This is a genomic window from Pseudomonas sp. 06C 126, assembly GCF_001855215.1.
Lineage (GTDB): Bacteria > Pseudomonadota > Gammaproteobacteria > Pseudomonadales > Pseudomonadaceae > Aquipseudomonas > Aquipseudomonas proteolytica.
Map to the genome: position 1 here is coordinate 15,614 of NZ_MIFU01000075.1, position 26,297 is coordinate 41,910.

The 26,297-nt window shown below is 61.6% G+C and carries 16 protein-coding genes and 1 pseudogene; 10 read left to right on the forward strand and 7 right to left on the reverse strand.

The window, feature by feature from the left end; genetic code table 11:
• Positions 1-394 precede the first annotated feature (394 nt).
• Both BHC62_RS09375 and BHC62_RS09380 read right to left on the reverse strand, forming a co-directional pair.
• Positions 395-1,297 (reverse strand): annotated as a pseudogene (locus tag BHC62_RS09375) (helix-turn-helix domain-containing protein); the annotation flags it as partial.
• Between the two features lie 66 nt (positions 1,298-1,363).
• Complete coding sequence (locus BHC62_RS09380; protein WP_070994822.1) at positions 1,364-2,656, reverse strand: glycosyltransferase; 1,293 nt, start codon at positions 2,654-2,656, stop codon at positions 1,364-1,366.
• A gap of 168 nt (positions 2,657-2,824) precedes the next feature.
• On the opposite strand from BHC62_RS09380, the gene tpx reads away from it, so the two are divergent.
• The 7 genes from tpx to BHC62_RS09415 all read left to right on the forward strand — a co-directional run bounded on the left by tpx (position 2,825) and on the right by BHC62_RS09415 (position 15,749).
• A complete protein-coding gene (tpx, locus tag BHC62_RS09385; protein ID WP_029291581.1) occupies positions 2,825-3,325 on the forward strand; it encodes a thiol peroxidase in 501 nt (166 codons plus the stop codon).
• Between the two features lie 233 nt (positions 3,326-3,558).
• The gene (locus BHC62_RS09390; protein ID WP_029291583.1) at positions 3,559-4,863 is read left to right on the forward strand and encodes an MdtA/MuxA family multidrug efflux RND transporter periplasmic adaptor subunit; all 1,305 of its coding nucleotides are present in this window, start codon (positions 3,559-3,561) and stop codon (positions 4,861-4,863) included.
• Entirely contained in the window at positions 4,860-7,961 is a 3,102-nt protein-coding gene (locus BHC62_RS09395) for an MdtB/MuxB family multidrug efflux RND transporter permease subunit (protein WP_029291585.1), read from the forward strand. Before BHC62_RS09390 ends, BHC62_RS09395 begins: the two co-directional genes overlap by 4 nt.
• The gene (locus tag BHC62_RS09400; protein ID WP_029291587.1) at positions 7,958-11,065 is read left to right on the forward strand and encodes an efflux RND transporter permease subunit; all 3,108 of its coding nucleotides are present in this window, start codon (positions 7,958-7,960) and stop codon (positions 11,063-11,065) included. Before BHC62_RS09395 ends, BHC62_RS09400 begins: the two co-directional genes overlap by 4 nt.
• Entirely contained in the window at positions 11,062-12,588 is a 1,527-nt protein-coding gene (locus BHC62_RS09405) for an efflux transporter outer membrane subunit (protein ID WP_070994823.1), read from the forward strand. Before BHC62_RS09400 ends, BHC62_RS09405 begins: the two co-directional genes overlap by 4 nt.
• Before the next feature lie 231 nt (positions 12,589-12,819).
• Positions 12,820-14,916: a bifunctional diguanylate cyclase/phosphodiesterase gene (locus BHC62_RS09410; protein WP_070994824.1), complete on the forward strand. Its 2,097-nt coding sequence runs from the start codon at positions 12,820-12,822 to the stop codon at positions 14,914-14,916.
• 86 nt (positions 14,917-15,002) lie between these two features.
• Positions 15,003-15,749 carry an SDR family oxidoreductase gene (locus BHC62_RS09415; protein WP_029291594.1) on the forward strand — a complete coding sequence of 249 codons (747 nt, stop codon included), beginning with the start codon at positions 15,003-15,005 and terminating at the stop codon, positions 15,747-15,749.
• 145 nt (positions 15,750-15,894) lie between these two features.
• On the opposite strand, the gene BHC62_RS09420 is transcribed toward BHC62_RS09415, so the two are convergent.
• The 4 genes from BHC62_RS09420 to BHC62_RS09435 form a co-directional block, all read right to left on the reverse strand.
• On the reverse strand, positions 15,895-16,356 hold the full coding sequence (locus BHC62_RS09420) for a hypothetical protein (RefSeq protein WP_256324305.1): 462 nt from the start codon (positions 16,354-16,356) through the stop codon (positions 15,895-15,897).
• A gap of 82 nt (positions 16,357-16,438) precedes the next feature.
• Positions 16,439-17,848 (reverse strand): GntR family transcriptional regulator MpaR, encoded by a 1,410-nt coding sequence (gene mapR / locus BHC62_RS09425; RefSeq protein WP_029291598.1) that lies wholly within the window; start codon positions 17,846-17,848, stop codon positions 16,439-16,441.
• 133 nt (positions 17,849-17,981) lie between these two features.
• The gene (ccoG, locus tag BHC62_RS09430; protein WP_029291600.1) at positions 17,982-19,397 is read right to left on the reverse strand and encodes a cytochrome c oxidase accessory protein CcoG; all 1,416 of its coding nucleotides are present in this window, start codon (positions 19,395-19,397) and stop codon (positions 17,982-17,984) included.
• 195 nt (positions 19,398-19,592) lie between these two features.
• The gene (locus BHC62_RS09435) at positions 19,593-19,832 is read right to left on the reverse strand and encodes a DUF3203 family protein (RefSeq protein ID WP_070994825.1); all 240 of its coding nucleotides are present in this window, start codon (positions 19,830-19,832) and stop codon (positions 19,593-19,595) included.
• A 121-nt stretch (positions 19,833-19,953) separates the two neighbouring features.
• Between BHC62_RS09435 and BHC62_RS09440 the strand changes: the two genes are divergently transcribed.
• On the forward strand, positions 19,954-20,448 hold the full coding sequence (locus BHC62_RS09440; RefSeq protein ID WP_070994826.1) for an MgtC/SapB family protein: 495 nt from the start codon (positions 19,954-19,956) through the stop codon (positions 20,446-20,448).
• Positions 20,449-20,457: 9 nt separating this feature from the next.
• Here the strand turns inward: BHC62_RS09440 and BHC62_RS28565 are convergent, their stop codons facing one another.
• On the reverse strand, positions 20,458-20,616 hold the full coding sequence (locus tag BHC62_RS28565; RefSeq protein WP_167362635.1) for a hypothetical protein: 159 nt from the start codon (positions 20,614-20,616) through the stop codon (positions 20,458-20,460).
• 200 nt (positions 20,617-20,816) lie between these two features.
• Between BHC62_RS28565 and BHC62_RS09445 the strand changes: the two genes are divergently transcribed.
• Both BHC62_RS09445 and treS read left to right on the forward strand, forming a co-directional pair.
• Positions 20,817-22,790, forward strand: a complete 1,974-nt coding sequence (locus tag BHC62_RS09445; protein ID WP_070994827.1) for an alpha-1,4-glucan--maltose-1-phosphate maltosyltransferase — start codon at positions 20,817-20,819, stop codon at positions 22,788-22,790.
• 153 nt (positions 22,791-22,943) lie between these two features.
• A complete protein-coding gene (treS, locus tag BHC62_RS09450; protein WP_070994828.1) occupies positions 22,944-26,261 on the forward strand; it encodes a maltose alpha-D-glucosyltransferase in 3,318 nt (1,105 codons plus the stop codon).
• Positions 26,262-26,297: the final 36 nt, after the last annotated feature.

Sequence of the window (26,297 nt, forward strand, 5' to 3'; positions counted from 1 at the left end):
AGTGAAGTCGAGTTTCTCTCTAGTCATATCCGTACTTGCGCCTGCATTAGTCCCTCTCTCGGCACTATCCAACGTTGGTTTATTACTCAGTTAGAGGACGCAGGAGAAGCCTGGACATCCGTGTGCCCCTTATAAAAGACTTGGATAGTTTGGGGCGTCATTGAATCGGTATTGCCGGGCGGTGGGTTTAGTTTGTTCGTGGGGAGAAGGTGGGAAATATATGACGGATTAATGCTGATCATGAGGCTGCCTCCTACCAGGTTATTTCATAAATACCCCGTCGGTTAGGCGAGCGAGGTACTTAGATACGTGGTCAAGGTTTCGCTGAACGTTCCTGTATCGGAGAATGAAATGCCTGCGTGATCTGTAAGAAATCTTTTGGGGCGTGTATTTTGGCCAGGTTCTGCTCTGTGAGCCGCTGGACCGCCAGGCGCCGATAATGGGAAGGTGTCATGCCCTTGAGCTGCTGAAAGCGCCGGTTGAAGTTGGAGATATTGTTGAACCCCGATTCAAAGCACACATCGGTGACGGCCTTGTCACCATCGGCCAACAGTTCGCAGGATTTACTGATGCGCAGCCGATTGACGAACTCGATGAAGGTGCGCCCGGTCGCCTGCTTGAACACCCTGGAAAAGTACGTCGGCTTCATCCCCAGATGGTCGGCTACTTCTTCCAGGGGCAACTCTCGGCCGTAGTTGGCAAAGATATAGTCCACCGCGCGGTTGGTGCGGTCGATGCTGTGCTCATCGGCCAGTTGCGGGGTGGTCACCCCGGACAGTAACTGGTAATCCTCGCAGGCACTCAACACCTCCATCAGGATCAAAAAGTGCCCGAGCCGCGCCACGCCGCGTGCCTCTTCGATCTGCTGCATCAGCGTCATGGCCTGGGCGATGGTGCGCTTGCAGCGAAACTCGATGCCGTACTTGGCCCGTTCCAGCAACGGCGCCAGGGCCTTGAGCTCACTGAAGACCGGGACGGCGCTATCAAACAACTCGTCGGTAAAATTCACCAGCATGTCGCGCTTGGGCACCACCTCATCCTCGGCCACCTGGCTGATCCAGTTATGGGGCAGGTTGGGGCCGGTGAGGAACAGGCTTTCGGGATAGAAATTGCCGATGTAGTCGCCGATAAACACTTTGCCGGAGCTGGCAATAATCAGGTGCAGCTCGTATTCCTTATGGAAATGCCAGCGCACCAGCGGGCAGGGGAAACCATGCTGGCGATAGATGATGGACAGGCCATTGTGGTCGTCCATCAATTCATAGGAGGGGTCGGTGATTCGCGCGGCTCGAGTCATGCTGGCGTCGCTTTTATTGTGGTTGCGCAACCGATAATGCCCCGTTGCGCAGCACCTCGCCAGCATTTAGAGCGTGCGGTTTTTTGCCTCGATCCACTGCGCCATGTACTGGGTACTTTTATGCAGATGGTGGCGCAACATGCTGCCGGTGAAGTTGTTGCGTCGATGTTGCGCCAGTTCGCCACGGCAAAGTTGCAGGCGCTCGACCAGCGCCGGGCCATGCAGTTGCGGGGCATAGCGTCGGGCCAGCAGTTCGCGGCCAGCGGCTTGGGCCGCGGTCCAGGCTTGCGGGTCTGAGTACAGTGCCACGGCAGCGGCGGCCAGGGCGCTGGCGCTGTGGGCGATCGCTCCGGGCCAAGGCTGCCCGTCGGCCATGCCTTCGGCACCGATGGGGGTGGTGATGCTGGGTGTACCGCAGAGCATGCCGTCCGCCAGCTTGCCCTTGATCCCGGCGCCGAAGCGCAAGGGGGCCAGGCAGATGCGTGCGGCTGACATGACTTGCAGTGCGTCTTCGGCCCAGTTCATCACATGAAAGCCCTGGGCCGGGTTATGCAGCGCGGTGGCCTTGGGCGGAGTGTAGGCGCCGTAGATATGCAACTGGGCACCCGGCAGTTGCTGGCGGATCAGGGGCCAGAGGCTGTTCTTCATCCACAGCACGGCATCCCAGTTGGGGGCGTGGCGGAAGTTACCGATACTCAGGAAGTGCGCACGGTCTTCAAACGGCACAAATGCTTCGCTGGGCTGCTCGATCATCAACGGGCACCAGTGGAGCAGGGCGCGGGGCACCTTGAAATGCTCGGTGAGCAGTTGGATCTCGACGTCGGAAATCATCAGGCTGATATCACAGCGGTAGATCGCTGCGATTTCGCGCTTGGCCAGGTCGGTTGGCGCCATCAACTGGAATTCCTCATCCAGGGCGGGAGCGAACAGCGGGCTGAAATCATCTGCGTCAGGCTGGCTCTTGAGATGGTCCTTGAGGCGCTGATGGCGGGCATCGCGCAGGCTCTGCAAATCCGAGGTTTCCAGCACGCGCAAGGCGTCCGGGCAGTGCTTCTCGACCCGCCAGCCGAACTGTTCCTCCATCATGAACCGGTCGAACAGCACGATATCCGGGGCGAGTTCCCGAATAAATTCGTCGAAACTGCTGTTATTGAGCTCGATGGCGCATTCGTGGATGCCCAGGGCGGCAAGGTCGGCCTTGTGCTCGCCGATGGCCGCCGGGCTGCTGAAGGTTATTTCCCAGCCTTGAGCAAGAAAACTCTCGAGAATCTGCATCATATGCCCGCCCGCAGCAGAGGAACGGGGCTCCGGCCAGACATAACCAATGACCAGGACGCGGGTGGCAGGCTGATTGTTCAACGATCAATTCCTTCAAGAGCAGGGCAAAAGCGGCGCAATTAAACCACAGCCGCCCGGCCCGGGCGCAGTCATGACATTTTGTGTTCGGCCATAGGTGTCAATCGCACTTTGTGGTTAACTTCTGCCTCTCGAATTCGTTTCATCTAACCCAGCATAAGGATTCCGTTCATGGCTCAAGTCACCCTCAAAGGCAACCCGGTCCAGGTTGAAGGCGAGTTGCCGCAAGTTGGCACCCAGGCCCTCGACTTTTCCCTGACCGCAGGCGATCTGTCGGACGTCACCCTGGCGACTTTCGCCGGCAAGCGCAAAGTACTGAACATCTTCCCAAGCGTTGACACCCCGACCTGCGCGACTTCGGTGCGCAAGTTCAACGCCCAGGCCAACGACCTGAACAACACCGTTGTACTGTGCATCTCCACCGACCTGCCATTCGCCCAGGCTCGCTTCTGCGGTGCCGAAGGCCTGGAAAACGTGAAGAACCTGTCGGACTTCCGCAGCGCCGACTTTGCCGTTGACTACGGTGTATCCATTGCCGATGGCGCCCTCAAGGGCCTGACCGCCCGCGCCGTGGTGGTTCTGGATGAAAACGACAAAGTGCTGCACAGCGAATTGGTTGGCGAGATCGCCGAAGAACCAAACTACGAAGCGGCCCTGGCTGTACTGAAGTAATTGTTCCAGCCCGTTACTGTCGCTTTGCAGTAACACGTATGATGCATGCTTGCGGCCTGGCCTAGTCCAGGCCGTTTTCATTTGTGCTTCAGCGGTTTAGCCCAAATTGCTGATGTTTCACCTCGAAAAGTAAATGTTTGTAAGCCCGAAGGTAAATAGCCGGTAAAGGCGCTTTTCTAAACGCGCCCCAGTGCTTATCTTTCAGCCTCCCAAAGAAGAAGCCCTCGCATCCAATGGTTGATCAATCCATGCAATCGTCTCCCCGTAGTTCCCGCCGCTGGCTGTTTGGCTTGCTTGTCCTGTTGGTGATTGCCGGCCTGTGCTGGAAGTTCTGGCCGGCAGGCTCCGCCCAGAAAGACGCCCCGGCAGCCAGGACCAGCAAGACGGGGATGATGCGTCCCGGCTTCGGCGGCTCCGGCGCTGCAGTGCCCGTACGTGTTGCACCTGCGGTCACCGGGGACTTCCCGGTGTACTACAAGGCGCTTGGCACTGTGACGGCGCTGAACACCATCAACGTGCGCAGCCGGGTTGGGGGAGAGCTGGTGAAGATCGCCTTTGAAGAAGGGCAGATGGTCAAGGCCGGCGACCTGCTGGCGCAAATCGACCCGCGCAGCTACCAGAACGCCTTGCTCCAGGCCCAGGGCACGCTTCTGCAAAACCAGGCCCAACTGAAAAACGCCCAGGTTGACCTTGAGCGTTATCGCGGCCTGTATGAACAAGACAGTATCGCCAAGCAGACCCTGGACACCGCCGCCGCGCTGGTCCTGCAATACCAGGGTACGGTCAAGACCAACCAGGGTGCGGTGGATGACGCCAAGCTCAACCTTGAATTCACCCAGATCCGCGCGCCGATCTCCGGCCGTGTCGGCCTGCGCCAACTGGACGTCGGCAACCTGGTGGCGGCCAACGACACCACCGCCCTGGCAATCATCACCCAGACCCAACCGATCAGCGTGGCCTTCACCTTGCCGGAGAACAGCCTGCAAACCGTGCTGGCCCGCTACCGTACCGGCAACAAGCTGCCGGTGCAGGCCTGGGACCGTGGCGATCTGCAGCTACAGGCCACCGGCGTGTTGCAGAGCCTGGACAACCAGATCGATGTCGCCACCGGCACCCTGAAATTCAAGGCCCGTTTCGATAACCAGGACCAGGTGCTGTTCCCCAATCAGTTCGTCAACGTGCGCCTGTTGGCCGACACCCTGAAAAACGTGGTGTTGGTGCCATCGGCGGCGATCCAGTTCGGCACCAACGGCACCTTCGTCTATGCCCTGGACGCTGACAAGAAGGTCAAGATCCGCACCCTGGTCATTGGTGATACCGATGGCCAGAACACCGTGGTCAAGGAAGGCCTGGCTGCCGGCGATCGCGTGGTACTCGAAGGCACCGATCGCTTGAAGGACGGCACCGACGTCGAAGTGGTCAACGACAGCAACCAGGTGCCAACCACCCCCACTGAACATTTGCAGGGCAAGCCCGCGGCACAAGGCGAAAGCAGCCCGGCGGCGGATGCCGGCAAGGCGCAAAAGGCCGGCGCATGAACCTGTCACGGCTGTTCATCCTCAGGCCCGTCGCCACCACCCTGAGCATGCTGGCCATTGTCCTGGCTGGCCTGATCGCCTATCGCTTGATGCCGGTGTCAGCCTTGCCCCAGGTGGATTACCCGACCATCCGCGTCATGACCCTGTACCCCGGCGCCAGCCCGGATGTGATGACCAGCGCGGTCACTGCGCCCCTGGAGCGCCAGTTCGGGCAAATGCCCGGCCTGACGCAGATGGCCTCGACCAGTTCCGGTGGGGCCTCGGTGCTGACCCTGCGCTTCAACCTCGACGTCAACATGGACGTCGCCGAGCAACAGGTGCAGGCGGCGATCAACGCGGCCAGCAACCTGCTGCCTTCGGACCTGCCGGCGCCCCCGGTGTACAACAAGGTCAACCCGGCCGATACCCCGGTGCTGACCCTGGCCATTACTTCCAAGACCATGTTGTTGCCCAAGCTCAATGACCTGGTCGATACGCGCATGGCGCAAAAAATCGCGCAGATCAGCGGTGTGGGCATGGTCAGCATCGCCGGCGGCCAGCGCCAGGCCGTGCGGATCAAGGTCAACCCCGAGGCCCTGGCCGCCAACGGCTTGAACCTGGCGGACGTGCGCAGCCTGATCGCGGCCTCCAACGTCAACCAGCCCAAGGGTAACTTCGACGGCCCGACCCGGGTGTCGATGCTCGACGCCAACGACCAGTTGGTATCGCCCGAGCAGTACGCCGAACTGATCCTGGCCTATAGCAACGGTGCGCCGCTGCGCCTCAAGGACGTCGCGCAGATCGTCGATGGCGCCGAGAACGAACGCCTTGCCGCCTGGGCCAATGAAAACCAGGCGGTGCTGCTCAATATCCAGCGCCAGCCGGGCGCCAACGTGATCGAGGTGGTGGACCGGATCAAGGCGCTGCTGCCCAGCATCACCGACAACCTGCCCGCGGGCCTCGACGTGACGGTGCTCACCGACCGCACCCAGACCATTCGCGCCTCGGTCACCGATGTGCAGCATGAATTGCTGATCGCCATTGCCCTGGTGGTAATGGTGACGTTCCTGTTCCTGCGTCGCTTCAGCGCCACCATCATCCCGTCGATTGCCGTGCCGTTGTCCCTGATCGGCACCTTTGGCGTGATGTACCTGGCCGGTTTCTCCATCAACAACCTGACCCTGATGGCCCTGACCATCGCCACCGGGTTCGTGGTGGACGATGCCATCGTAATGCTGGAGAACATTTCCCGCTACATCGAGGAAGGCGAGACACCGATGGCCGCGGCGCTCAAGGGCGCCAAGCAGATCGGCTTCACCCTGGTTTCCCTGACCCTGTCGCTGATTGCGGTATTGATCCCGCTGCTGTTCATGGCCGATGTGGTCGGGCGGCTGTTCCGCGAATTTGCCATCACCCTGGCGGTGGCGATCCTGATTTCCCTGGTGGTGTCCTTGACCCTGACGCCGATGATGTGCGCGCGCCTGCTCAAGCGCGAACCCAAGGAAGAAGAACAGGGCCGCTTCTACAAGGCCAGCGGCGCCTGGATCGACTGGCTGGTGGCTGCCTACGGGCGCAAGCTGCAATGGGTGCTCAAGCACCAACCGCTGACCCTGCTGGTGGCCATCGCCACCCTGGGCCTGACGGTGGTGCTGTACCTGGTGGTGCCCAAGGGCTTCTTCCCGGTGCAGGACACCGGGGTGATCCAGGGCATTTCCGAGGCGCCGCAGTCGATTTCCTTCGCTGCCATGAGCCAGCGCCAGCAAGAACTGGCGAAGATCATCCTCGAAGATCCGGCGGTGGAAAGCCTGTCGTCCTACATTGGGGTAGATGGCGATAACGCCACCCTCAACAGTGGCCGCCTGCTGATCAACCTCAAGCCCCATAAAGAGCGGGACTTGAGCGCCGTCGAGGTGATTGCGCGCCTGCAGCCGACGCTGGACAAGCTGGTGGGCATCCGCCTGTTCATGCAGCCGGTGCAGGACCTGACCATCGAAGACCGCGTCAGTCGTACCCAGTACCAGTTCAGCATGTCCTCCCCGGACGCCGACCTGTTGGCACTGTGGAGCGGCAAGCTGGTACAGGCCCTGAGCCAGTATCCGGAACTCACCGATGTCGCCAGCGACCTGCAGGACAAGGGCTTGCAGGTGTACATGGTGATCGACCGCGATGCCGCCTCGCGCCTGGGCGTGTCGGTGGCCAATATCACCGACGCCCTGTATGACGCCTTTGGCCAACGGCAGATTTCCACGATCTACACCCAGGCCAGCCAGTACCGCGTGGTGCTGCAGGCCCAGTCCGGCGAAACCCTGGGGCCGGATGCGCTGAACCAGATCCATGTGAAAACCACCGACGGCGGCCAGGTTCGCCTGTCGAGCCTGGCCCGCATCGAGCAGCGCCAGGCGCAGTTGGCGATTACCCATATCGGCCAGTTCCCGGCGGTGATGATGTCGTTCAACCTGGCACCCGGCGTGGCCCTGGGCAAAGGTGTGGAGCTGATCAACCAGGTGCAGAAGGACATTGGCATGCCGGTCGGCGTGCAGACCCAGTTCCAGGGCGCCGCCCAGGCGTTCGAGGCGTCGCTGTCGAGCACCTTGCTGCTGATCCTGGCGGCGGTGGTCACCATGTACATCGTGCTCGGCGTGTTGTACGAGAGCTACATCCACCCGATCACCATTCTCTCGACCCTGCCATCGGCAGCGGTGGGGGCCCTGTTGGCGCTGCTGCTCACGGGCAACGACCTGGGGATGATCGCGATCATCGGCATCATCTTGCTGATCGGCATCGTGAAGAAGAACGCGATCATGATGATCGACTTCGCCCTCGACGCCGAACGCAACCAGGGCCTGGACCCGCAGACCGCGATCTACCAGGCGGCGCTGTTGCGCTTCCGGCCAATCCTGATGACCACCCTGGCGGCGCTGTTCGGTGCGGTGCCCCTGATGCTGGCCACCGGCTCCGGCGCCGAACTGCGTCAGCCCCTGGGCCTGGTGATGGTCGGCGGCTTGCTGTTGAGCCAGGTCCTTACGCTGTTCACTACCCCGGTGATCTACCTGTACTTCGACCGCCTGGGCCGTCGCTGGCGCAAGACCCCCGAAGCGCTGGAGCCGGTTGAGCCATGAACCTGTCCGGACCTTTTATTCGCCGGCCGGTAGCCACCATGCTGCTGAGCCTGGCGATCATGTTGCTGGGCGGTGTCAGTTTCAGCCTGTTACCGGTGTCGCCGCTGCCCCAGATCGACTTCCCGGTGATTGTGGTCTCCGCCAGCCTGCCTGGCGCCAGCCCGGAAGTGATGGCGTCTACCGTGGCTACGCCCCTGGAGCGCTCCTTCGGCGCGATTGCCGGGGTCACCACCTTGAGCAGTTCGTCGAGCCAGGGCTCGACCCGGGTGATCCTGGCCTTTGACTCCGACCGCGATATCAACGGCGCGGCGCGGGAAGTGCAGGCGGCGATCAACGCCTCGCGCAACCTGTTGCCCAGCGGCATGCGCAGCATGCCCACCTACCGCAAGATCAACCCGTCCCAGGCGCCGATCATGGTGTTGTCGCTGACCTCGGACGTGTTGCCCAAGGGCCAGTTGTATGACCTGGCCTCGACCATCCTCTCCCAAAGCCTGTCCCAGGTACCGGGTGTGGGTGAAGTGCAGATCGGCGGCAGTTCCCTGCCGGCGGTGCGCATCGAGCTCGAACCCAAGGCTCTCGACCAGTACGGCGTGTCCCTGGATGAAGTGCGCGACACCATTGCCAATGCCAACGTGCGCCGGCCCAAGGGCTCGGTGGAAGACGGCGAGCGTAACTGGCAGATCCAGGCCAACGACCAGTTGGAAAAGGCCAAGGACTATGAGCCGCTGCTGATCCGCTACCAGGACGGCGCGGCGTTGCGCCTGAGCGATGTGGCGAAGATCAGCGATGGCGTCGAGGACCGCTACAACAGTGGTTTCTTCAACAATGATTCGGCGGTGTTGCTGGTGATCAACCGCCAGTCGGGCGCCAACATCATCGAGACCGTCAAGCAGATCAAGGCGCAGTTGCCGGCGCTGCAGGCGGTGCTGCCGTCCAGCGTCAAGCTCAACCTGGCCATGGACCGCTCGCCGGTGATCACCGCCACCCTGCATGAGGCGGAAATGACCCTGCTGATTGCGGTGGCCCTGGTGATCCTGGTGGTGTACCTGTTCCTCGGCAACTTCCGCGCCTCGCTGATCCCGACCCTGGCGGTGCCGGTGTCGCTGGTGGGCACCTTTGCGATCATGTACCTGTACGGGTTTTCCCTGAACAACCTGTCGCTGATGGCCCTGATCCTGGCCACTGGCCTGGTGGTGGACGATGCCATCGTGGTGCTGGAGAACATCTCGCGGCATATCGACGACGGTATCGCGCCGATGAAGGCGGCGTATCTTGGGGCCAAGGAGGTCGGTTTTACCCTGCTGTCGATGAACGTGTCGCTGGTGGCGGTGTTCCTGTCGATCCTGTTTATGGGCGGGATTGTCACCAGCCTGTTCCGTGAATTCTCCATCACCCTGGCGGCGGCGATCATCGTTTCGCTGGTGGTCTCCCTGACCCTGACGCCGATGCTCTGCGCGCGCTGGCTCAAGCCCCATGTCAAAGGGCAGCAGACCGGCTTGCAGCGCTGGAGCCAGAAGGTCAACGACCATATGGTGGCGGGTTATGCCCGCAGCCTGGACTGGGTGCTGCGGCACAAACGCCTGACCCTGCTCAGCCTGCTGGTGACCATTGGCGTGAATATCGCGCTGTATGTGGTGGTCCCCAAAACCTTTATGCCGCAACAGGACACCGGGCAATTGATCGGTTTTGTGCGCGGCGATGACGGCCTGTCATTTAGCGTCATGCAGCCGAAGATGGAGATTTTCCGCAAGGCTGTGTTGCAAGACCCGGCAGTGGAGAGCGTGGCCGGCTTTATCGGTGGCAGCAACGGCACCAACAACGCGGTGATGCTGGTGCGGCTCAAGCCGATCAAGGAACGCAAGCTGTCGGCCCAGGCAGTGATCGAGCGCCTGCGTAAAGAAGTGCCGCTGGTACCGGGTGGTCGCTTGATGCTGATGGCCGACCAGGACCTGCAATTTGGCGGCGGCCGCGACCAGACGTCCTCGCAGTACTCCTACATCCTGCAAAGTGGCGACCTGGCCGCCTTGCGCCTGTGGTACCCGAAAGTGGTCGCCGCGCTGCGCGAGCTGCCGGAACTGACCGCGATCGACGCCCGCGAAGGCCGTGGTGCGCAACAGGTGACGTTGATTGTCGACCGCGATCAGGCCAAGCGCCTGGGCGTCGACATGAACATGGTCACCTCGGTGCTGAACAACGCCTACAGCCAGCGGCAGATTTCCACCATCTATGACAGCCTCAACCAGTACCGGGTGGTGATGGAGGTCAATCCAAAATACGCCCAGGACCCGATCACCCTCAATCAGGTGCAAGTGATTACCGCCGATGGCGCGCGAATCCCGCTGTCGACCATCGCCCACTACGAAAACAGCCTGGCCGACGACCGTGTCAGCCACGAAGGGCAGTTCGCTTCCGAAGACATCGCCTTCGACATGGCCCCCGGGGTCACGGTGGAGCAGGGCACGGCCGCTATCGAGCGGGCGATTGCCAAGGTCGGCTTGCCCGAAGACGTCATCGCCAAGATGGCGGGCACCGCCGATGCCTTTGCCGCCACTCAGAAAAGCCAGCCGTTCATGATTCTCGGCGCGTTGGTGGCGGTGTATCTGGTGCTGGGGATTTTGTATGAGAGCTACATCCACCCGCTGACCATCCTTTCGACCTTGCCGTCGGCCGGGGTTGGTGCGCTGTTGTCGATCTACGTGCTGGGCGGCGAGTTCAGCCTGATCTCGTTGCTGGGCCTGTTCCTGCTGATCGGCGTGGTGAAGAAAAACGCGATCCTGATGATCGACCTGGCACTGCAACTGGAGCGCAAGGAAGGCATGCAGCCCCTGGAATCGATTCGCAGCGCCTGCCTGCTGCGCTTGCGACCGATCCTGATGACCACCCTGGCGGCAATCCTCGGTGCCTTGCCTTTGCTGCTGAGCACCGCCGAAGGCGCGGAAATGCGCCAGCCCCTGGGCCTGACGATTATCGGCGGGCTGGTGTTCAGCCAGATCCTGACCCTTTACACCACCCCGGTGGTTTACCTCTATCTCGACCGCCTGCGCCACCGTTTCAACGGTTGGCGCGGGGTGCGTACCGACGCTGCCCTGGACACTCCGTTATGACCGCAACGCACCTCCCTGTAGGCGCTGGCTTGCCAGCGAAAAACGCCAACCATGACGCGGGGCACCTGACTCACCGCCGGGGCCTCAGGTTTTTCGCGAGCAAGCTCGCGCCTACCGTGTTTTGCACCGTATTGCTCAGCGCTTGCGCCATCGGCCCGGATTACCAGCGCCCGCAAGTGGCTGAGCCGGCGCAATACAAAGAAGCCCAGGGCTGGCGCCAGGCGGCGCCCAGCGATGCCTTGGCCCGTGGCGCCTGGTGGGAGTTGTATGGCGACCAGCAACTCAACAACCTGGTGGACAAGCTCAACAACGCCAACCAGACCGTGGCCCAGGCCGAAGCCCGCTACCGTCAGGCCCAGGCCACTGCGCGCAGTTCCCGTGGCGCCTTTTTCCCCACGGTTGACCTGAGCGCCGGTAAAACCCGCGCCAGCCAGGGCACCGGTAGCAGCAATGCAAGCCTGAGCAGCTCCAGCAGCGGTATCCGCGACACCCTCAACACCCAGTTGGGTGTCAGTTGGGAAGCGGATATCTGGGGCAAGTTGCGCCGTGGCCTGGAAGCCAGCAACGCCAGCGAGCAAGCCAGCGCCGCAGACCTGGCCGCCATGCGCTTGAGCCAGCAGTCGGAGTTGGTGCAGAACTACCTGCAACTGCGGGTCATGGACGAACAGACCCGCTTGCTGCAAAGCACCGTCGAGACCTACCAGCGCTCGCTGCAAATGACCGAAAACCAGTATCGCGCCGGTGTCTCCGGCAAAGACGCCGTGGCCCAGGCGCAGACCCAGCTCAAAAGCACCCAGGCCAGCATGATCGACCTGATCTGGCAGCGTGCGCAGCTGGAAAACGCCATCGCCGTACTGATCGGCGAAGCCCCGGCCACCTTCAACCTGGCGGTGAGCAAGGATATTCCGGCCTTGCCGCAGATCCCTGCCAACCTGCCATCACAATTGCTGGAGCGCCGCCCAGACATCGCCTCGGCCGAACGGGCGGTGATCGCGGCCAATGCCAATATTGGCGTGGCGAAAACCGCCTACTACCCCGACCTGACCCTGAGCCTGGCCGGTGGTTATTCCAGCAGCACCTACGCCGACTGGATCAGCCTGCCCAACCGTTTCTGGTCGGTGGGGCCGAAACTGGCGATGACCCTGTTCGACGGCGGGCAACGCTCGGCGGAAGTTGACCGCGCCGAAGCCTCCTACGACGAAACCGTGGCCAAGTACCGCCAGACCGTGCTCGACGGTTTCCGCGAGGTGGAAAACTACATGGTCCAGCTCAAGGTCCTGGAAGACGAGGCGGGTGTGAGCAACGAAGCCCTGGCATCTGCCCGCGAATCCCTGCGCCTGACCCAGAATCAGTACAAGGCGGGCCTGATCGCCTACCTGGACGTGGTTAACGTGCAGGCCACGGCATTGAGCAACGAACGCACGGTGTTGACCTTGCTGCAAACCCGGCTGGTCGCCAGTGTGCAACTGATCGCCGCATTGGGCGGCGGATGGGACGGTCAGATGCAGCCACGCGAAGAGTAATCGGTATCTCTGACAGCAGTTGGTGAGGCCATTGGGGCGGCTTCGCCACCCAGCGCGGGCGATGCGGCGTTCCGACAAGCCCGCTCGCCACAGGGAAGGCTGTTCGTCAAAGGGCGACTTCAGGTGATGGCCTTGTGACAATATTTCACCTATTCAAGAATTATTCTCGCTACAATCCCCGGCCTTTCCTGGCATGGATGCCGCTCGCACTGTCAGCCTTAGAGACGCCCCATGCTTACCGGCAGCTATTCCCCCGCACTGGTCCTGATCTCCCTGTTTGTGGCGATCCTTGCTTCCTATACCGCCCTTGACTTGACCGGCCGCATTGCCACGGCGAGGGGGCGGGCGGTGTACCTGTGGATGGCCGGCGGGGCGCTGGCCATGGGGATTGGCGTGTGGTCGATGCATTTTATCGGCATGTTGGCCTTCCGCTTGCCAATCGCGCTGGGCTACGACATCGGCATTACCACGTTGTCGCTGGTGATCGCGATTTTCTCCTGCGGGTTCGCCCTGTGGCTGGTCAACCAACCGCGCCTGCCTATTTGGCAACTGGGTTTTGGTGCCCTGGTCATGGGGGCCGGTATCAGTAGCATGCACTACACCGGCATGGCCGCCATGCGCATGACCCCGGGGATCGACTACGACCCCATCTTGTTCGCTGCCTCACTGCTGATCGCCGTCGGCGCTTCGGCCGCCGCCCTGTGGATTGCCTTCAACCTGCGGCGCAATACCCCCTATGTACGCCTGGCGCGGGGTGGGGCAGCGGTGGTGATGGGCGTGGCCATCGTCGGCATGCATTACACCGGCATGGCCGCCGCCCGTTTTGCCGATGGCAGCTTTTGCGGGGCGTCGGTGAATGGCCTGAGCGGCAGCGGCCTGGATAACCTGGTGCTGGTGACCACCCTGGCGGTGCTGGCCATTGCGCTGTTGACCTCGTTGCTTGACGCGCGCCTGGAAGCCCGCACCGCCGTGCTGGCCGATTCCCTGTCCCTGGCCAACCAGGAACTCACCCACTTGGCCTTGCACGACACACTCACCGGCTTGCCAAACCGTACGCTGTTGGCCGATCGCATTCAGCAGGCTATGCAGTTGGTGGCGGAGCAGGGCGGCTGTTTTGCCCTGATGTTTATCGACCTGGACGGCTTCAAACCGGTCAACGATGCCTTTGGCCATCATATGGGTGACCAATTGCTACGCGAAGTGGGCCTGCGCCTGCGTGAAGATCTGCGCAGCCAGGACACCCTGGCCCGGATCGGTGGCGATGAGTTCGTGTTGCTGGTGCAATTGAGCCAGCCCGACGATGCCCTGCGCCTGGCCGAGCGCCAAGTCGGCCTGATCAACCAGTCGTTCCGGGTCGCCGAGCATGACTTGAACATCTCCGCCAGCGTCGGTATCGCCCTGTTCCCCGGCAACGGAGCAACGCCCCAGGAACTGTTGATGAATGCCGATGCGGCGATGTATCACGCCAAGAGCATGGGCAAGAACGGCTACAGCTTTTTTGATGTATCGATGAACACCAACGCGCGCCGGCAACTGCAACTGTTGCAGGATTTGCGCAATGCGGTGGACCAACAGCAGTTGCGCCTGTACTACCAACCCAAGTTCGACGCCCTCAGCGGCCGCGCTGTCGGCGCCGAGGCGCTATTGCGCTGGGAGCATCCACAACATGGCTTGTTGCTGCCGGACAAGTTTATCGAGCTGGCGGAAAAGACCGGGGTGATCATTGCCATCGGCGACTGGGTGCTCAACGAAGCGTGCCGGCAAATGCAGGTGTGGTTTGCCCAGGGGTATCGGGACTGGCGCATCGCGGTCAACCTGTCGGCCCTGCAGTTCTGCCATGCCGGGCTGGTCACCAGTGTGGCCAACGCCCTGCAGCGTCACCAGTTGCCGGCCAACAGCCTGACCCTGGAAATCACCGAAACCACCGCCATGAGCGATGCCGATGCCAGCATGACGGTGTTGCAGGAACTCTCGGAAATGGGCGTTGACCTGTCAATCGACGACTTTGGCACCGGTTATTCCAGCCTGATGTACCTCAAGCGCCTGCCGGCCAACGAACTGAAGATCGACCGCGGTTTTGTACGGGACCTGGAGCATGACAGCGACGATGCCGCCATTGTCTCGGCGATTGTCGCCCTGGGCCAGGCCCTCGGCCTGCGCATCGTCGCCGAAGGGGTGGAGACCGACATGCAGCAGGATTTCCTCACGCGTCTGGGCTGCGACTCGTTGCAAGGCTATCACCTGGGCCACCCGCTGCCGCCGGATACATTTATGAGCGCCATCGTGGCCAAGGAACAACTGACCCGGCCGCCGTTTACCCAACCCTGAGATCAATTGACCCCGGTCCATGCAAAACCTGGCAGGCACAGGTATTCTTGGATCCAACAGCCTGGTTGAATGGGGAGTCAGTACACATGGACAAAGTCGTCATCATTACCGGTGGCAGTCGTGGGATCGGGGCCGCCACGGCCTTGCTGGCGGCCCGGCAGGGCTATCGCATCTGCATCAATTTCCAGTCTGACGAAGAAGCCGCCCTGCGTGTGCTGGAGCAGGTCCGCGCACTCGGCGCCCAGGCCATCGCGGTGCGCGCCGACGTGAGCATCGAAGACGAAGTGATCAGCCTGTTCAACCGTGTCGACACCGAATTGGGTCGCGTCACCGCGCTGGTCAACAACGCCGGCACCGTCGGCCACAAGTCGCGGGTCGACGAAATGTCCGAGTTCCGCATCCTGAAAATCCTCAAGACCAACGTGCTGGGCCCGATTCTGTGCGCCAAGCATGCATTGCTGCGCATGTCGCCCAAGCACGGCGGGCAGGGCGGTAGCATCGTCAATGTGTCCTCGGTGGCTGCACGCCTGGGCTCGCCCGGTGAGTACGTAGACTACGCAGCGTCCAAGGGCGCGCTGGACACCTTTACCATTGGCTTGTCCAAGGAAGTGGCGGGCGAGGGGATCCGGGTCAACGCGGTGCGCCCGGGTTATATCTTCACTGAATTCCACGCCTTGAGCGGCGACCCGGACCGGGTCAGCAAGCTTGAGCCGGGCATTCCCATGGCCCGTGGCGGGCGCCCTGATGAAGTGGCGGAAGCGATTGTCTGGTTGTTATCGGACAAGGCCTCTTACACCACCGGGACATTTCTGGATCTTGGCGGCGGGCGTTGATTCTGCCTGGGTGCTGAGAGCCCCCTCACAAAGGGGCGGGGCTTCCTGGCTTTTCGTGGCGAGCGGGCTTGTCGGAACGCCGCATCGCCCGCGCTGGGTGGCGAAGCCGCCTCAATCGCCTCACCACGTTCTGCACGAACCCGTGTCAGAAAGTGCCTAAAGCCTGATACCCCCGACGCGCAAACTGGTCCAGGCGGTCTGCCTCCGAGTCATGCAGGATGGTGACGCCCAAGTCGTAAAACCCGTCGATCTTGCCGTTACGTTCCACGCTGCCCTTGAGCTTGTCTTCGTCCAGGTTATCAATGAAGCGCAGCACTTTATCCAGGTTGTAGATCGCAGTGGCGCGGGCCTGGGGGGCGTTGTTGGCCGGCGTCCAGTCCCCCACGTGGCGCTTGAGGTCCGGCTGGAGCTGAAAGCGATCATTGCCTGCAAGGAAGTCCCTGAGCACCGGGCTCTGTTCGATAATCCTTTCTGCCGAACGATGGTCACCTGTCGGGCGCCCGGTTGGCCCGTTCAACTGGCGAACTTCGCGCTGTTCGGCCACCCGCATGTAGTTGGGTGGGAGCGGCAGCGGAAGATGGAAGAAGGGCGGCAGTACACCTCGCATCAAACGTTTCCTGAGCAATGGAGAAAATGGACCCTCCTACGTGGCACGTTTCAGTGTTTGGTTCCCTTTCAAGCGCAGCCCCTTAAAACGAACGCACAATGCGCCCCAACGTTTCCATGGCCTTTTCCGCCGCCTCATCCCAGGGGCTGCCGTAGTTCAAGCGAATGCAGTTGCGAAAACGCTGGGTCGGCGAAAAAATCGGCCCCGGCGCGATGCTGATACCTTGGGCCAGGGCCATCTGGAACAGTTTCAACGAGTCGGTCTGTTCTGGCAGTTCCAGCCACAGGAAATAGCCGCCGGCCGGTTGGCTGACCCGGGTTTGCGCCGGAAAGTAACGGCCGATGGCGGCGAGCATGGCACTTTGCTGCTCTTCCAGGGCATAGCGCAATTTACGCAGGTGCCGGTCGTAGCCGCCGTGTTGCAGGTAATCGGCAATCGCCGCCTGGGCGGGCATCGAGGCACAAAGCGAGGTCATCAGCTTCAGGCGTTCGATCTTTTGCGCATAACGGCCGGCGGCCACCCAGCCTACGCGATAGCCAGGGGCCAGGCTCTTGGCGAAGGAACCGCAGTGCATCACCAGGCCTTCGGTGTCGAAGGCCTTGGCGGGCTTGGGCGCCTGCTGGCCGTAATACAACTCGGCGTACACGTCGTCCTCGATCAGCGGCACCTGATGCCCGCGCAACAACTCAACCAACGCCTGCTTCTTGGCCTCGGGCATGGTTGCCCCCATGGGGTTCTGGAAACTGGTCATGCACCAGCAGGCCTTGATCGGGTAGCGCTCCAGGGTCTGGGCCAGCACTTGGAGGTCAATGCCATCGCGCGGGTGCACGGGGATTTCCACGGCCTTGAGTTTCAAGCGCTCGAGCACTTGCAGGCAGGCATAAAACGCCGGGGCCTCGATGGCCACCAGGTCTCCCGGCTCGGTCACCGCCTGCAGGCACAGGTTCAGCGCTTCGAGGGCGCCGTTGGTGATCAGCAACTCCTCCATGGGCAGCATCAAGCCGCCGACCATGTAGCGCAGGGCAATTTGCCGGCGCAGTTGCGGGTTGCCCGGCGACATGTCGGTGACCACCATGCGCGGATCCATCTCGCGGCTGGCGCTGGCCAGGGAGCGGGCCAGGCGTTGCAGGGGGAACAGCATCGGGCTGGGGAAGGCCGAGCCAAACGGTACGGTCTGCGGGTCCTTGATCGAATCGAGTACCGAGAACACCAGCTCGCTGACGTCCACCTCAGTGGACTCGTGCACATGGGCGCTGACCGCAGGCTCGGAAAACGGGCTGGGGGCATGGGTATTGACGAAATACCCGGAGCGCGGGCGCGCACGGATCAGGCCACGGCGCTCCAGCAGGTAATAGGCCTGGAACACCGTGGATGGGCTGACGCCATACGTTTGGCTGGCATAGCGCACCGACGGCACACGCTGGCCGGGGCCGAGGACGCCGGAGCGGATCAGTTCAGCGATGTCGTCGGCAAATTTCTCGTAGCGTTTCATCGTGATCCTAGGTCTACACAGGGCAAAGTGTGGGAGCGGGCTTGCCCGCGATTACGGTGTGTCAGTAGCAGATATTTCGACTGACGCACCGCTATCGCGGGCAAGCCCGCTCCTACAAGGGAGGTTGCGTGTGTCAGCGGTTCAGCGGCGCCACAAAACGGCTGTCGGCGACACTATAAACACTTGGCTCATCCTTATCCGTTACCTTGAAGCGGATGGTTTGCGAGCTACTGGTCGGTTTGTCACGGGTCAACGCTACAGAAACCGGCAAGTCGGTGATTTCCCCCGGCGCCAGGCTGACCTCGGTCTTGCCCTGCAGCTCGAAGCCCTCGCCATCCAGCAGCTCCACGCGGTAATCCTGGCGCTGTTGGGTCTTGTTGATGATCTTCAGGCTGTAGATGTTCTCGATCAGCCCCTGGCTGTTTTCCCGGAACATCCCACGGTCCTTGGTCACGTCCAGCGACACCATTGGCCGCTGCACCAGCGCCATCACCAACGCAGCGATCATCACCAGCAGCACCGCACTGTAGCCGATCAATCGCGGTCGCAGCAGGTGGGTCTTGCCGCCCTGCATCTGATGCTCGGAGGTGTAGCTCACCAAGCCCCGCGCATAGCCCATCTTGTCCATGATCGAATCACAGGCGTCGATGCAGGCTGCGCAGCCGATGCATTCCATCTGCAGGCCGTCGCGGATATCGATGCCGGTGGGGCAAACCTGTACGCACAAGTGGCAGTCGATGCAGTCGCCCAGGCCGACGTCGGCCGGGTTCACATCACGTTTGCGCGGGCCACGGCTTTCGCCACGGGCGGCGTCGTAGGAAATGGTCAGGGTGTCCTTGTCGAACATCACGCTCTGGAACCGCGCATACGGGCACATATGCATGCACACCGCTTCACGCAGCCAGCCGGCATTGATGTAGGTGGCGCCGGTAAAGAACAGCACCCAGAACAGGCTGACGCCGCCCATCTGCCAGGTCAGCAGTTCTTCGGCCAGCGGCCGGATCGGGGTGAAGTAGCCGACAAAGGTCAAACCGGTCAGCACGCTGATCGCCAGCCACAGCGTGTGCTTGGCCGCACGGCGCGCCAGCTTGTTCACGCCCCAGGGCGCAGCCTGCAGCTTGATCCGCTGGTTGCGCTCGCCTTCGGTGACTTTCTCGCACCACATGAACAACCAGGTAAACGAGCTTTGCGGGCAGGTGTAGCCACACCAGATGCGGCCGGCAAAGACGGTGATCGCAAACAGCCCGAAGGCACAGATGATCAACAACGCCGACAACAGGATGAAGTCCTGGGGCCAGAAGGTCGCGCCAAAGATATGAAACTTGCTTTCCGCCAGGTCCCACAACACTGCCTGGCGTGAGTCCCAGTTCAGCCACACGGTGCCAAAAAACGCCAGGAACAAAAAGCCTGCGCCACTGATGCGCAAGGTGCGGAACAGGCCGGTGAAACTGCGGGTATGGATCAGGTTGTCGCTGGATTTGGCCTTCATCTTCTTTGGATGTGCAGGCTCGAAATTTTCTACTAATCGGACGGGGATTCTATCGCTCATGGTCTTTCGCTCATCAGCCTCCATCAGGCGGATGAACTATGGGCCGCGATCTGTTTGCATAACAGACTCAGGTAAATCGATAAAAAGCGGATCAGATGGGTTTTGGCGCCCGCCCTGCGACAATGTGCAGCACCCCGCAAGCCGTGGGGCCGGTGCCTGGATCAACAGTGCCCACGGCATGCTGATCCAGATCAATCAAATCACCGAATCACCGTCAGTGGCCTTGAGGTGCTTACGCCCATCGATGGCGCCGGCCACGGTCAAGGCGTCGGCTTGCGCCTCAGTGATGTAAATCCGCTGGCCATCGATCTCCACCGCCGACATGGCTTTATCGCTGTCGGTAATCACCGTTACCTCCAACACGCTGCAACGCTGCTCTTCGCCGCTGTCGTCAATCTTGAAATAGCAGCTCTGGTTTTCGATACGTACGGGCATGGTGTTCTCCTGGTTGCACAGTCCCGTTGGTTAGGTGTCGCGCCCTTGCCAATGGTTCGGCGCAACTGACTGGCGGTCGTTGCTGTCCATCTTCTATCCCCCCCATGAAAAGGACAGGACCATGGACGCCTGGTGGCAAGAAGTCTGGCAAACCCTGCAAAGCGAATTCGCCGATATCGGCGATGCGCGGCAAATGACGCAAATCACCGTACGCCTGCTGATTGCAGCGATCCTCGGTGGCATCCTCGGCTTTGAACGTGAACAAAAGGGCAAGGCCGCGGGTGTGCGCACCCATATGCTGGTGGCGATGGGCGCAGCGTTGTTCGTGCTGGTCCCGCAGATAGGCGGTTCACAGGCCGATGCCATGAGCCGGGTGATACAGGGGGTGATCGCCGGGATCGGTTTTTTGGGCGCGGGCACCATCCTCAAGGGCAAGGAGGAGGAGGCCGGGCAGCACGTCAAGGGGCTGACCACTGCGGCCGGCCTGTGGATGACCGCCGCCATCGGGGTGGCGGCGGGGCTGGGCAAGGAGTCCACTGCGGTGCTGAGCACCGTGCTCGCCCTTGCCGTGTTCAGCGTGATGCCAAGGATTGTGAAGCTGTTGGACAAGCCTTAGCAGCGGCTCCTACACGATAACCGGCGGCATCGTCGTCGGCGGTTCTTCCTGTGCCGGTGGCACGCTTTCCGGAGGTTCCTGCTCGGGAATCGGCTCCGGTTCGGTCGGCGGCAGGGTGGGTTTGTCGATATTCGGGTCTGGGGTTTCAGCAGGAATGGGGATGTTCATCGCGGTGGCCTCGTTTGTGCTTTGCTCAACCGGTGGACAACCGTCATGGCCGTTTGATTCCCGCCCGGTGGCGGTACATCCACCTGAACTTTTCCAACGCGCCCGGGCTCGGACCTTATGTGGCCGGCTCAGGGAGAGCCCGCTTGCAGCACTGACAATCAAGCACAAGAGCGTCCATGGGGCGTAAGGGGAGATGCTCGATGACTGCTGAAAGACCCGCACTACCACTGTCCCAGGCACTGTTGCTGCCCAGGATCGCCATTGAAGACACCACACCTGTGATCGACGCCGGGGCCTTTGCCGTCAAGGCCGTGCAAGGCCAGCGCATCCAGGTGGCGAGCAATGTCTTTGCCGATGGCCATGACCAGTTGGCCGTCTTGATCCGTTGGCAGGCCTTGGGTGAAGACAGCTGGCACAGCGTGCCCATGAGTGACCAGGGCAACAATGCCTGGCAGGGCGCGTTCAGCGTGACCGAGCAAGGCCCCCACCAGTATTGCGTCGAAGCGTGGATCGATCATTTCGCCAGCTTCTGCTACGAATTGGGCAAGAAACACACGGCCGGGGTTCCTGTCAGCCTGGAGCTGCAGGAAGGTCGCAACCAGGTGCTGCAAGCTGCCGAACGCAGCGAAGGCGAATTGCAGGAGCGCTTGCAGCAGTTGCACCAGCAATTGTCCGGGCTGCTGGAAACCGAGCAGGTCGCGCTGTTTCTGCACGAAGACAGTGCACAGCTGATGGCCCAGGCTGATTTGCGCCCCTACCTGAGTATCAGCCCGCTGTACCCACTGGATGTGGAGCGCCCACAGGCGCTGTTTGCCAGTTGGTACGAGCTGTTCCCGCGCTCGATCACCGACGATCCGGCGCGCCACGGCACCTTCAATGACGTGCATTCGCGCCTGGCGATGATCCACGACATGGGCTTTGACGTCCTGTATTTCCCACCGATTCACCCCATTGGCCGTAGCCATCGCAAGGGCAAGAACAACTCACTGAGCGCTGGCCCCGATGATCCCGGCAGCCCCTATGCGATCGGCAGCGAGGAGGGCGGCCACGATGCAATCCATTCGCAACTGGGCACCCGCGAGGATTTCCGGCGCCTGGTAGCGGCCGCCGCCGAGCATGGCCTGGAAATCGCCCTGGACTTTGCCATCCAGTGCTCCCAGGACCACCCGTGGCTCAAGCAACACCCCGGCTGGTTCAACTGGCGTCCGGACGGCACGATCAAATACGCGGAAAACCCGCCGAAAAAATACCAGGACATCGTCAACGTCGACTTCTATGCCGCCGATGCGATCCCCAGCCTGTGGCTGGAGCTGCGCGACATTGTGCTGGGCTGGGTCGAGGAGGGGGTCAAGACCTTCCGCGTCGACAACCCGCACACCAAGCCGCTGCCATTTTGGCAATGGCTGATCAGTGACGTACGGGCCCAGCACCCGGAGGTGATCTTCCTCGCCGAAGCCTTCACCACCCCGGCGATGATGGCGCGCCTGGGCAAGGTCGGTTATTCCCAGAGCTACACTTATTTCACTTGGCGCAACACCAAGGCCGAACTCAGCGAGTACTTCACCCAACTGAACCAGTCGCCCTGGCGTGAATGCTACCGGCCGAACTTTTTCGTCAATACCCCGGACATCAACCCAGGCTTCTTGCATGAGTCCGGCCGCCCGGGCTTTTTGATCCGCGCCGCGCTGGCCACCATGGGCTCGGGCCTGTGGGGCATGTACTCGGGCTTTGAACTGTGTGAAAGCGCGCCAGTGCCGGGCAAGGAAGAGTACCTGGACTCGGAAAAGTACGAGATCCGCCCCCGGGACTTCAGCGCCCCCGGCAACATCATTGCCGAGATCGCCCAGCTCAACCGCATCCGCCGGCAGAACCCGGCGCTGCAGACACACCTGGGCCTGACGCTCTACAACGCCTTCAACGACAACATCCTGTACTTCGGCAAACGCAGCGAAGATGGCAGCAACTTCATCCTGATCGCCGTCAGCCTCGACCCGTTCAACGCCCAGGAGGCCCATTTCGAGTTGCCGCTGTGGGAGATGGGCTTGTCGGACGACGCCCAGGTCCAGGGCGAAGACCTGATGAATGGCCATCGCTGGACCTGGTACGGCAAGACCCAATGGATGCGCATCGAGCCTCACATGCCGTTTGGCATCTGGCGCATAACCCATTCTTAAGTCGAACACGGTCTTCAGAACCCTGAGGATCCAATGTGGGAGCTGGCTTGCCTGCGATAGCGGTGGGTCAGTGAAAAGCATCTTTGCTGATCCATCGCTATCGCAGGCAAGCCAGCTCCCACATTAACCACAGTATTTATTCAGGAGTTTCCAATGGCGAAGAAACCCAAGGCTGCCACCTTTATCAAAGACCCGCTCTGGTACAAGGACGCGGTGATTTACCAGGTTCACGTCAAATCCTATTTCGACTCCAACAACGACGGCATCGGTGACTTCCCCGGGCTGATCGCCAAACTCGACTACATCGCCGACCTGGGCGTGAATACCATCTGGCTGCTGCCGTTCTATCCCTCGCCACGGCGTGATGACGGCTATGACATCGCCGAATACCGGGGTGTACACAGCGACTACGGGACCATGGCCGACGCCAAGCGCTTTATCGCCGAGGCGCACAAGCGTGGCCTGCGGGTGATCACGGAGCTGGTGATCAACCACACGTCCGACCAGCACCCCTGGTTCCAGCGGGCACGCAAGGCCAAGCCCGGTTCCAGTGCGCGGGACTTCTACGTGTGGTCCGATGATGACCAGAAATACGATGGCACCCGCATCATCTTCCTCGACACCGAAAAGTCCAACTGGACCTGGGACCCGGTGGCCGGCCAGTACTTCTGGCACCGTTTCTATTCCCACCAGCCGGACCTCAACTTCGATAACCCGCAAGTCATGAAAGCCGTGCTGTCGGTGATGCGCTACTGGCTGGACATGGGCATCGACGGCCTGCGCCTGGACGCGATTCCTTACCTGATCGAGCGCGACGGCACCAACAACGAAAACCTCCCCGAAACCCACGATGTGCTCAAGCAGATCCGCGCCGAGATCGATGCCAATTACCCCGACCGCATGCTGCTGGCCGAAGCCAACCAGTGGCCGGAGGATACCCAGCTGTACTTTGGCGACCAGAAAGGCGATGACGGCGATGAGTGCCACATGGCCTTCCATTTTCCGTTGATGCCGCGCATGTATATGGCCCTGGCCCAGGAAGATCGCTTCCCGATCACCGACATCCTGCGCCAGACCCCGGAAATCCCCGCCAACTGCCAATGGGCGATTTTCCTGCGCAACCATGATGAGCTGACCCTGGAAATGGTCACCGACAAGGAGCGCGATTACCTGTGGAACTACTACGCCGCCGACCGCCGCGCGCGTATCAACCTGGGTATTCGCCGGCGCCTGGCGCCACTGATGGAACGCGACCGCCGGCGCATCGAGCTGCTCAACAGCCTGCTGTTGTCCATGCCCGGCACGCCGACCCTGTACTACGGGGATGAAATCGGCATGGGCGACAACATCTACCTGGGTGACCGCGACGGCGTGCGTACGCCGATGCAGTGGTCCATCGACCGCAATGGCGGGTTTTCCCGCGCCGATCCGGCCAGCCTGGTGCTGCCGCCGATCATGGACCCGCTCTACGGTTACCAGTCGGTCAACGTCGAAACCCAGGCCCAGGACCCACACTCACTGCTGAACTGGACCCGGCGCATGCTGGCGATCCGCAAGCAGTCCAAGGCATTTGGCCGTGGCAGCCTGAAAATGCTTTCGCCCAGCAATCGCCGGATCCTGGCCTACACCCGCGAATACACCGGCGGCGACGGCAAGCACGAAATCATCCTGTGCGTGGCCAACGTGTCGCGCACCGCCCAGGCGGCGGAGCTGGACCTGTCGGCCTTCGCCGGCATGGTTCCGGTGGAAATGCTCGGTGGCAATGCATTCCCGCCCATTGGCCAGCTGAATTTCCTGCTGACCCTGGCGCCCTATGGCTTCTACTGGTTCGTACTGGCCACCGAAAACCAAATGCCCAGCTGGCATGTGGAACCGGCCCAAAGCATGCCGGACTTCACCACCCTGGTCCTGAAAAAACGCCTCGAAGAGTTGCTCGAAGCGCCATCGCGCACCACCCTGGAGCAAACCTCCTTACCCACCTGGCTGCCCAAGCGGCGCTGGTTTGCCAATAAGGACGCGGCCATCGACAGTGTGCACATTGCCTATGGCGTACGGTTTGGCGATGCGCAGCACCCGGTGCTGCTCAGCGAGATAGAAGTGACCAGCGGCGGGCAGACCAGCCGTTACCAATTGCCCTTCGGCCTGCTAGGCGAAGACCAGTTCACCAGCGCCTTGCCGCAACAACTGGCCCTGGCGCGGGTCCGCCGAGTACGCCAGGTGGGCTTGATCACCGATGCCTTCAGCCTCGACAGCTATATCCGCGCGGTCATCGAGGGCCTGCGTGCGCAGACCGTGCTCAGCAGCAGCGACGGCGAGATCCGTTTCGAGCCGACCCCGCAATTGGCCAACCTGCCGGTGGGGGACGAGTTGCAAGTGCGCTACCTGGCGGCAGAACAATCCAACAGTTCCGTGGTGGTGGGCGAAAGCCTGGTGCTGAAGTTGATTCGCAAAGTCAGCGCCGGGGTCCACCCGGAACTGGAAATGGGCGCCTACCTGACCGCCGCCGGCTACGCGCATATCTCGCCCTTGCTAGGTTCGGTGATCCGTCGCGATGCCGAGGGCCAGGACAATCTGTTGATGATCGCCCAGGGCTATCTCAGCAACCAGGGCGATGCCTGGAGCTGGACCCAGAACAACCTGGAGCGGGCGATCCGCGACGAACTGGCCCAAGCCATTTCCGAACAGGAACAACACTACAACGCCCTCGGTGAACTGGCCGATTTCGCCGGGCTGCTTGGGCAGCGGCTCGGGGAGATGCACAACGTCCTGGCCGCGCCTACGAGCAATCCGGACTTCCAGCCTGAAGTCACCTCGGCCAAGGACTGCCAGGGGTGGGCCAAGCAAGTGGGGGCCCAGGTCGAGCGCGCCCTGCAGCTGCTCAAACAGCATCAAAGTGAATTGAACCCTGACGATCAGGCGCTGGTCACTCAACTGCTGGCGCAGAAAAAGCCCATCGCCAGCCACGTGCAGGAGTTGGCAAAAGCCACCCTGGGCGGTTTGCGCATCCGTGTGCATGGGGATTTGCACTTGGGCCAGGTGCTGGTGGTCAAGGGCGATGCCTACCTGATCGACTTCGAAGGCGAGCCCGCACGGCCGCTGCACGAGCGCCGGGGCAAGCACAGCCCGTACAAGGACGTCAGCGGCGTGTTGCGTTCGTTCGACTATGCCGCCGCAATGGCCCTGAATGTGCAAGCACAAGGCCTGGATCACTCGGCTGATGCTGATGCGGCACGCCAGCGGGTCGCCGATCGTTACCTGAGTGAAGCGCGACAGGCATTTATCCAGGCGTATCAACAGGCTACGTCTACACTGGCGCATGACTGGCAGGATGCCAAAGGCGCGCAGGCGGCACTGGCGTTGTTCAGCCTGGAGAAGGCTGCGTACGAAGTGGCCTACGAAGCGCAGAACCGCCCGACCTGGCTGGCGGTGCCATTGCGTGGGTTGCATGGCTTGTTGGCCGGCCACATTTAGGGGGTTTGCTGTGTCTGACCTTATTCAAAACCACAA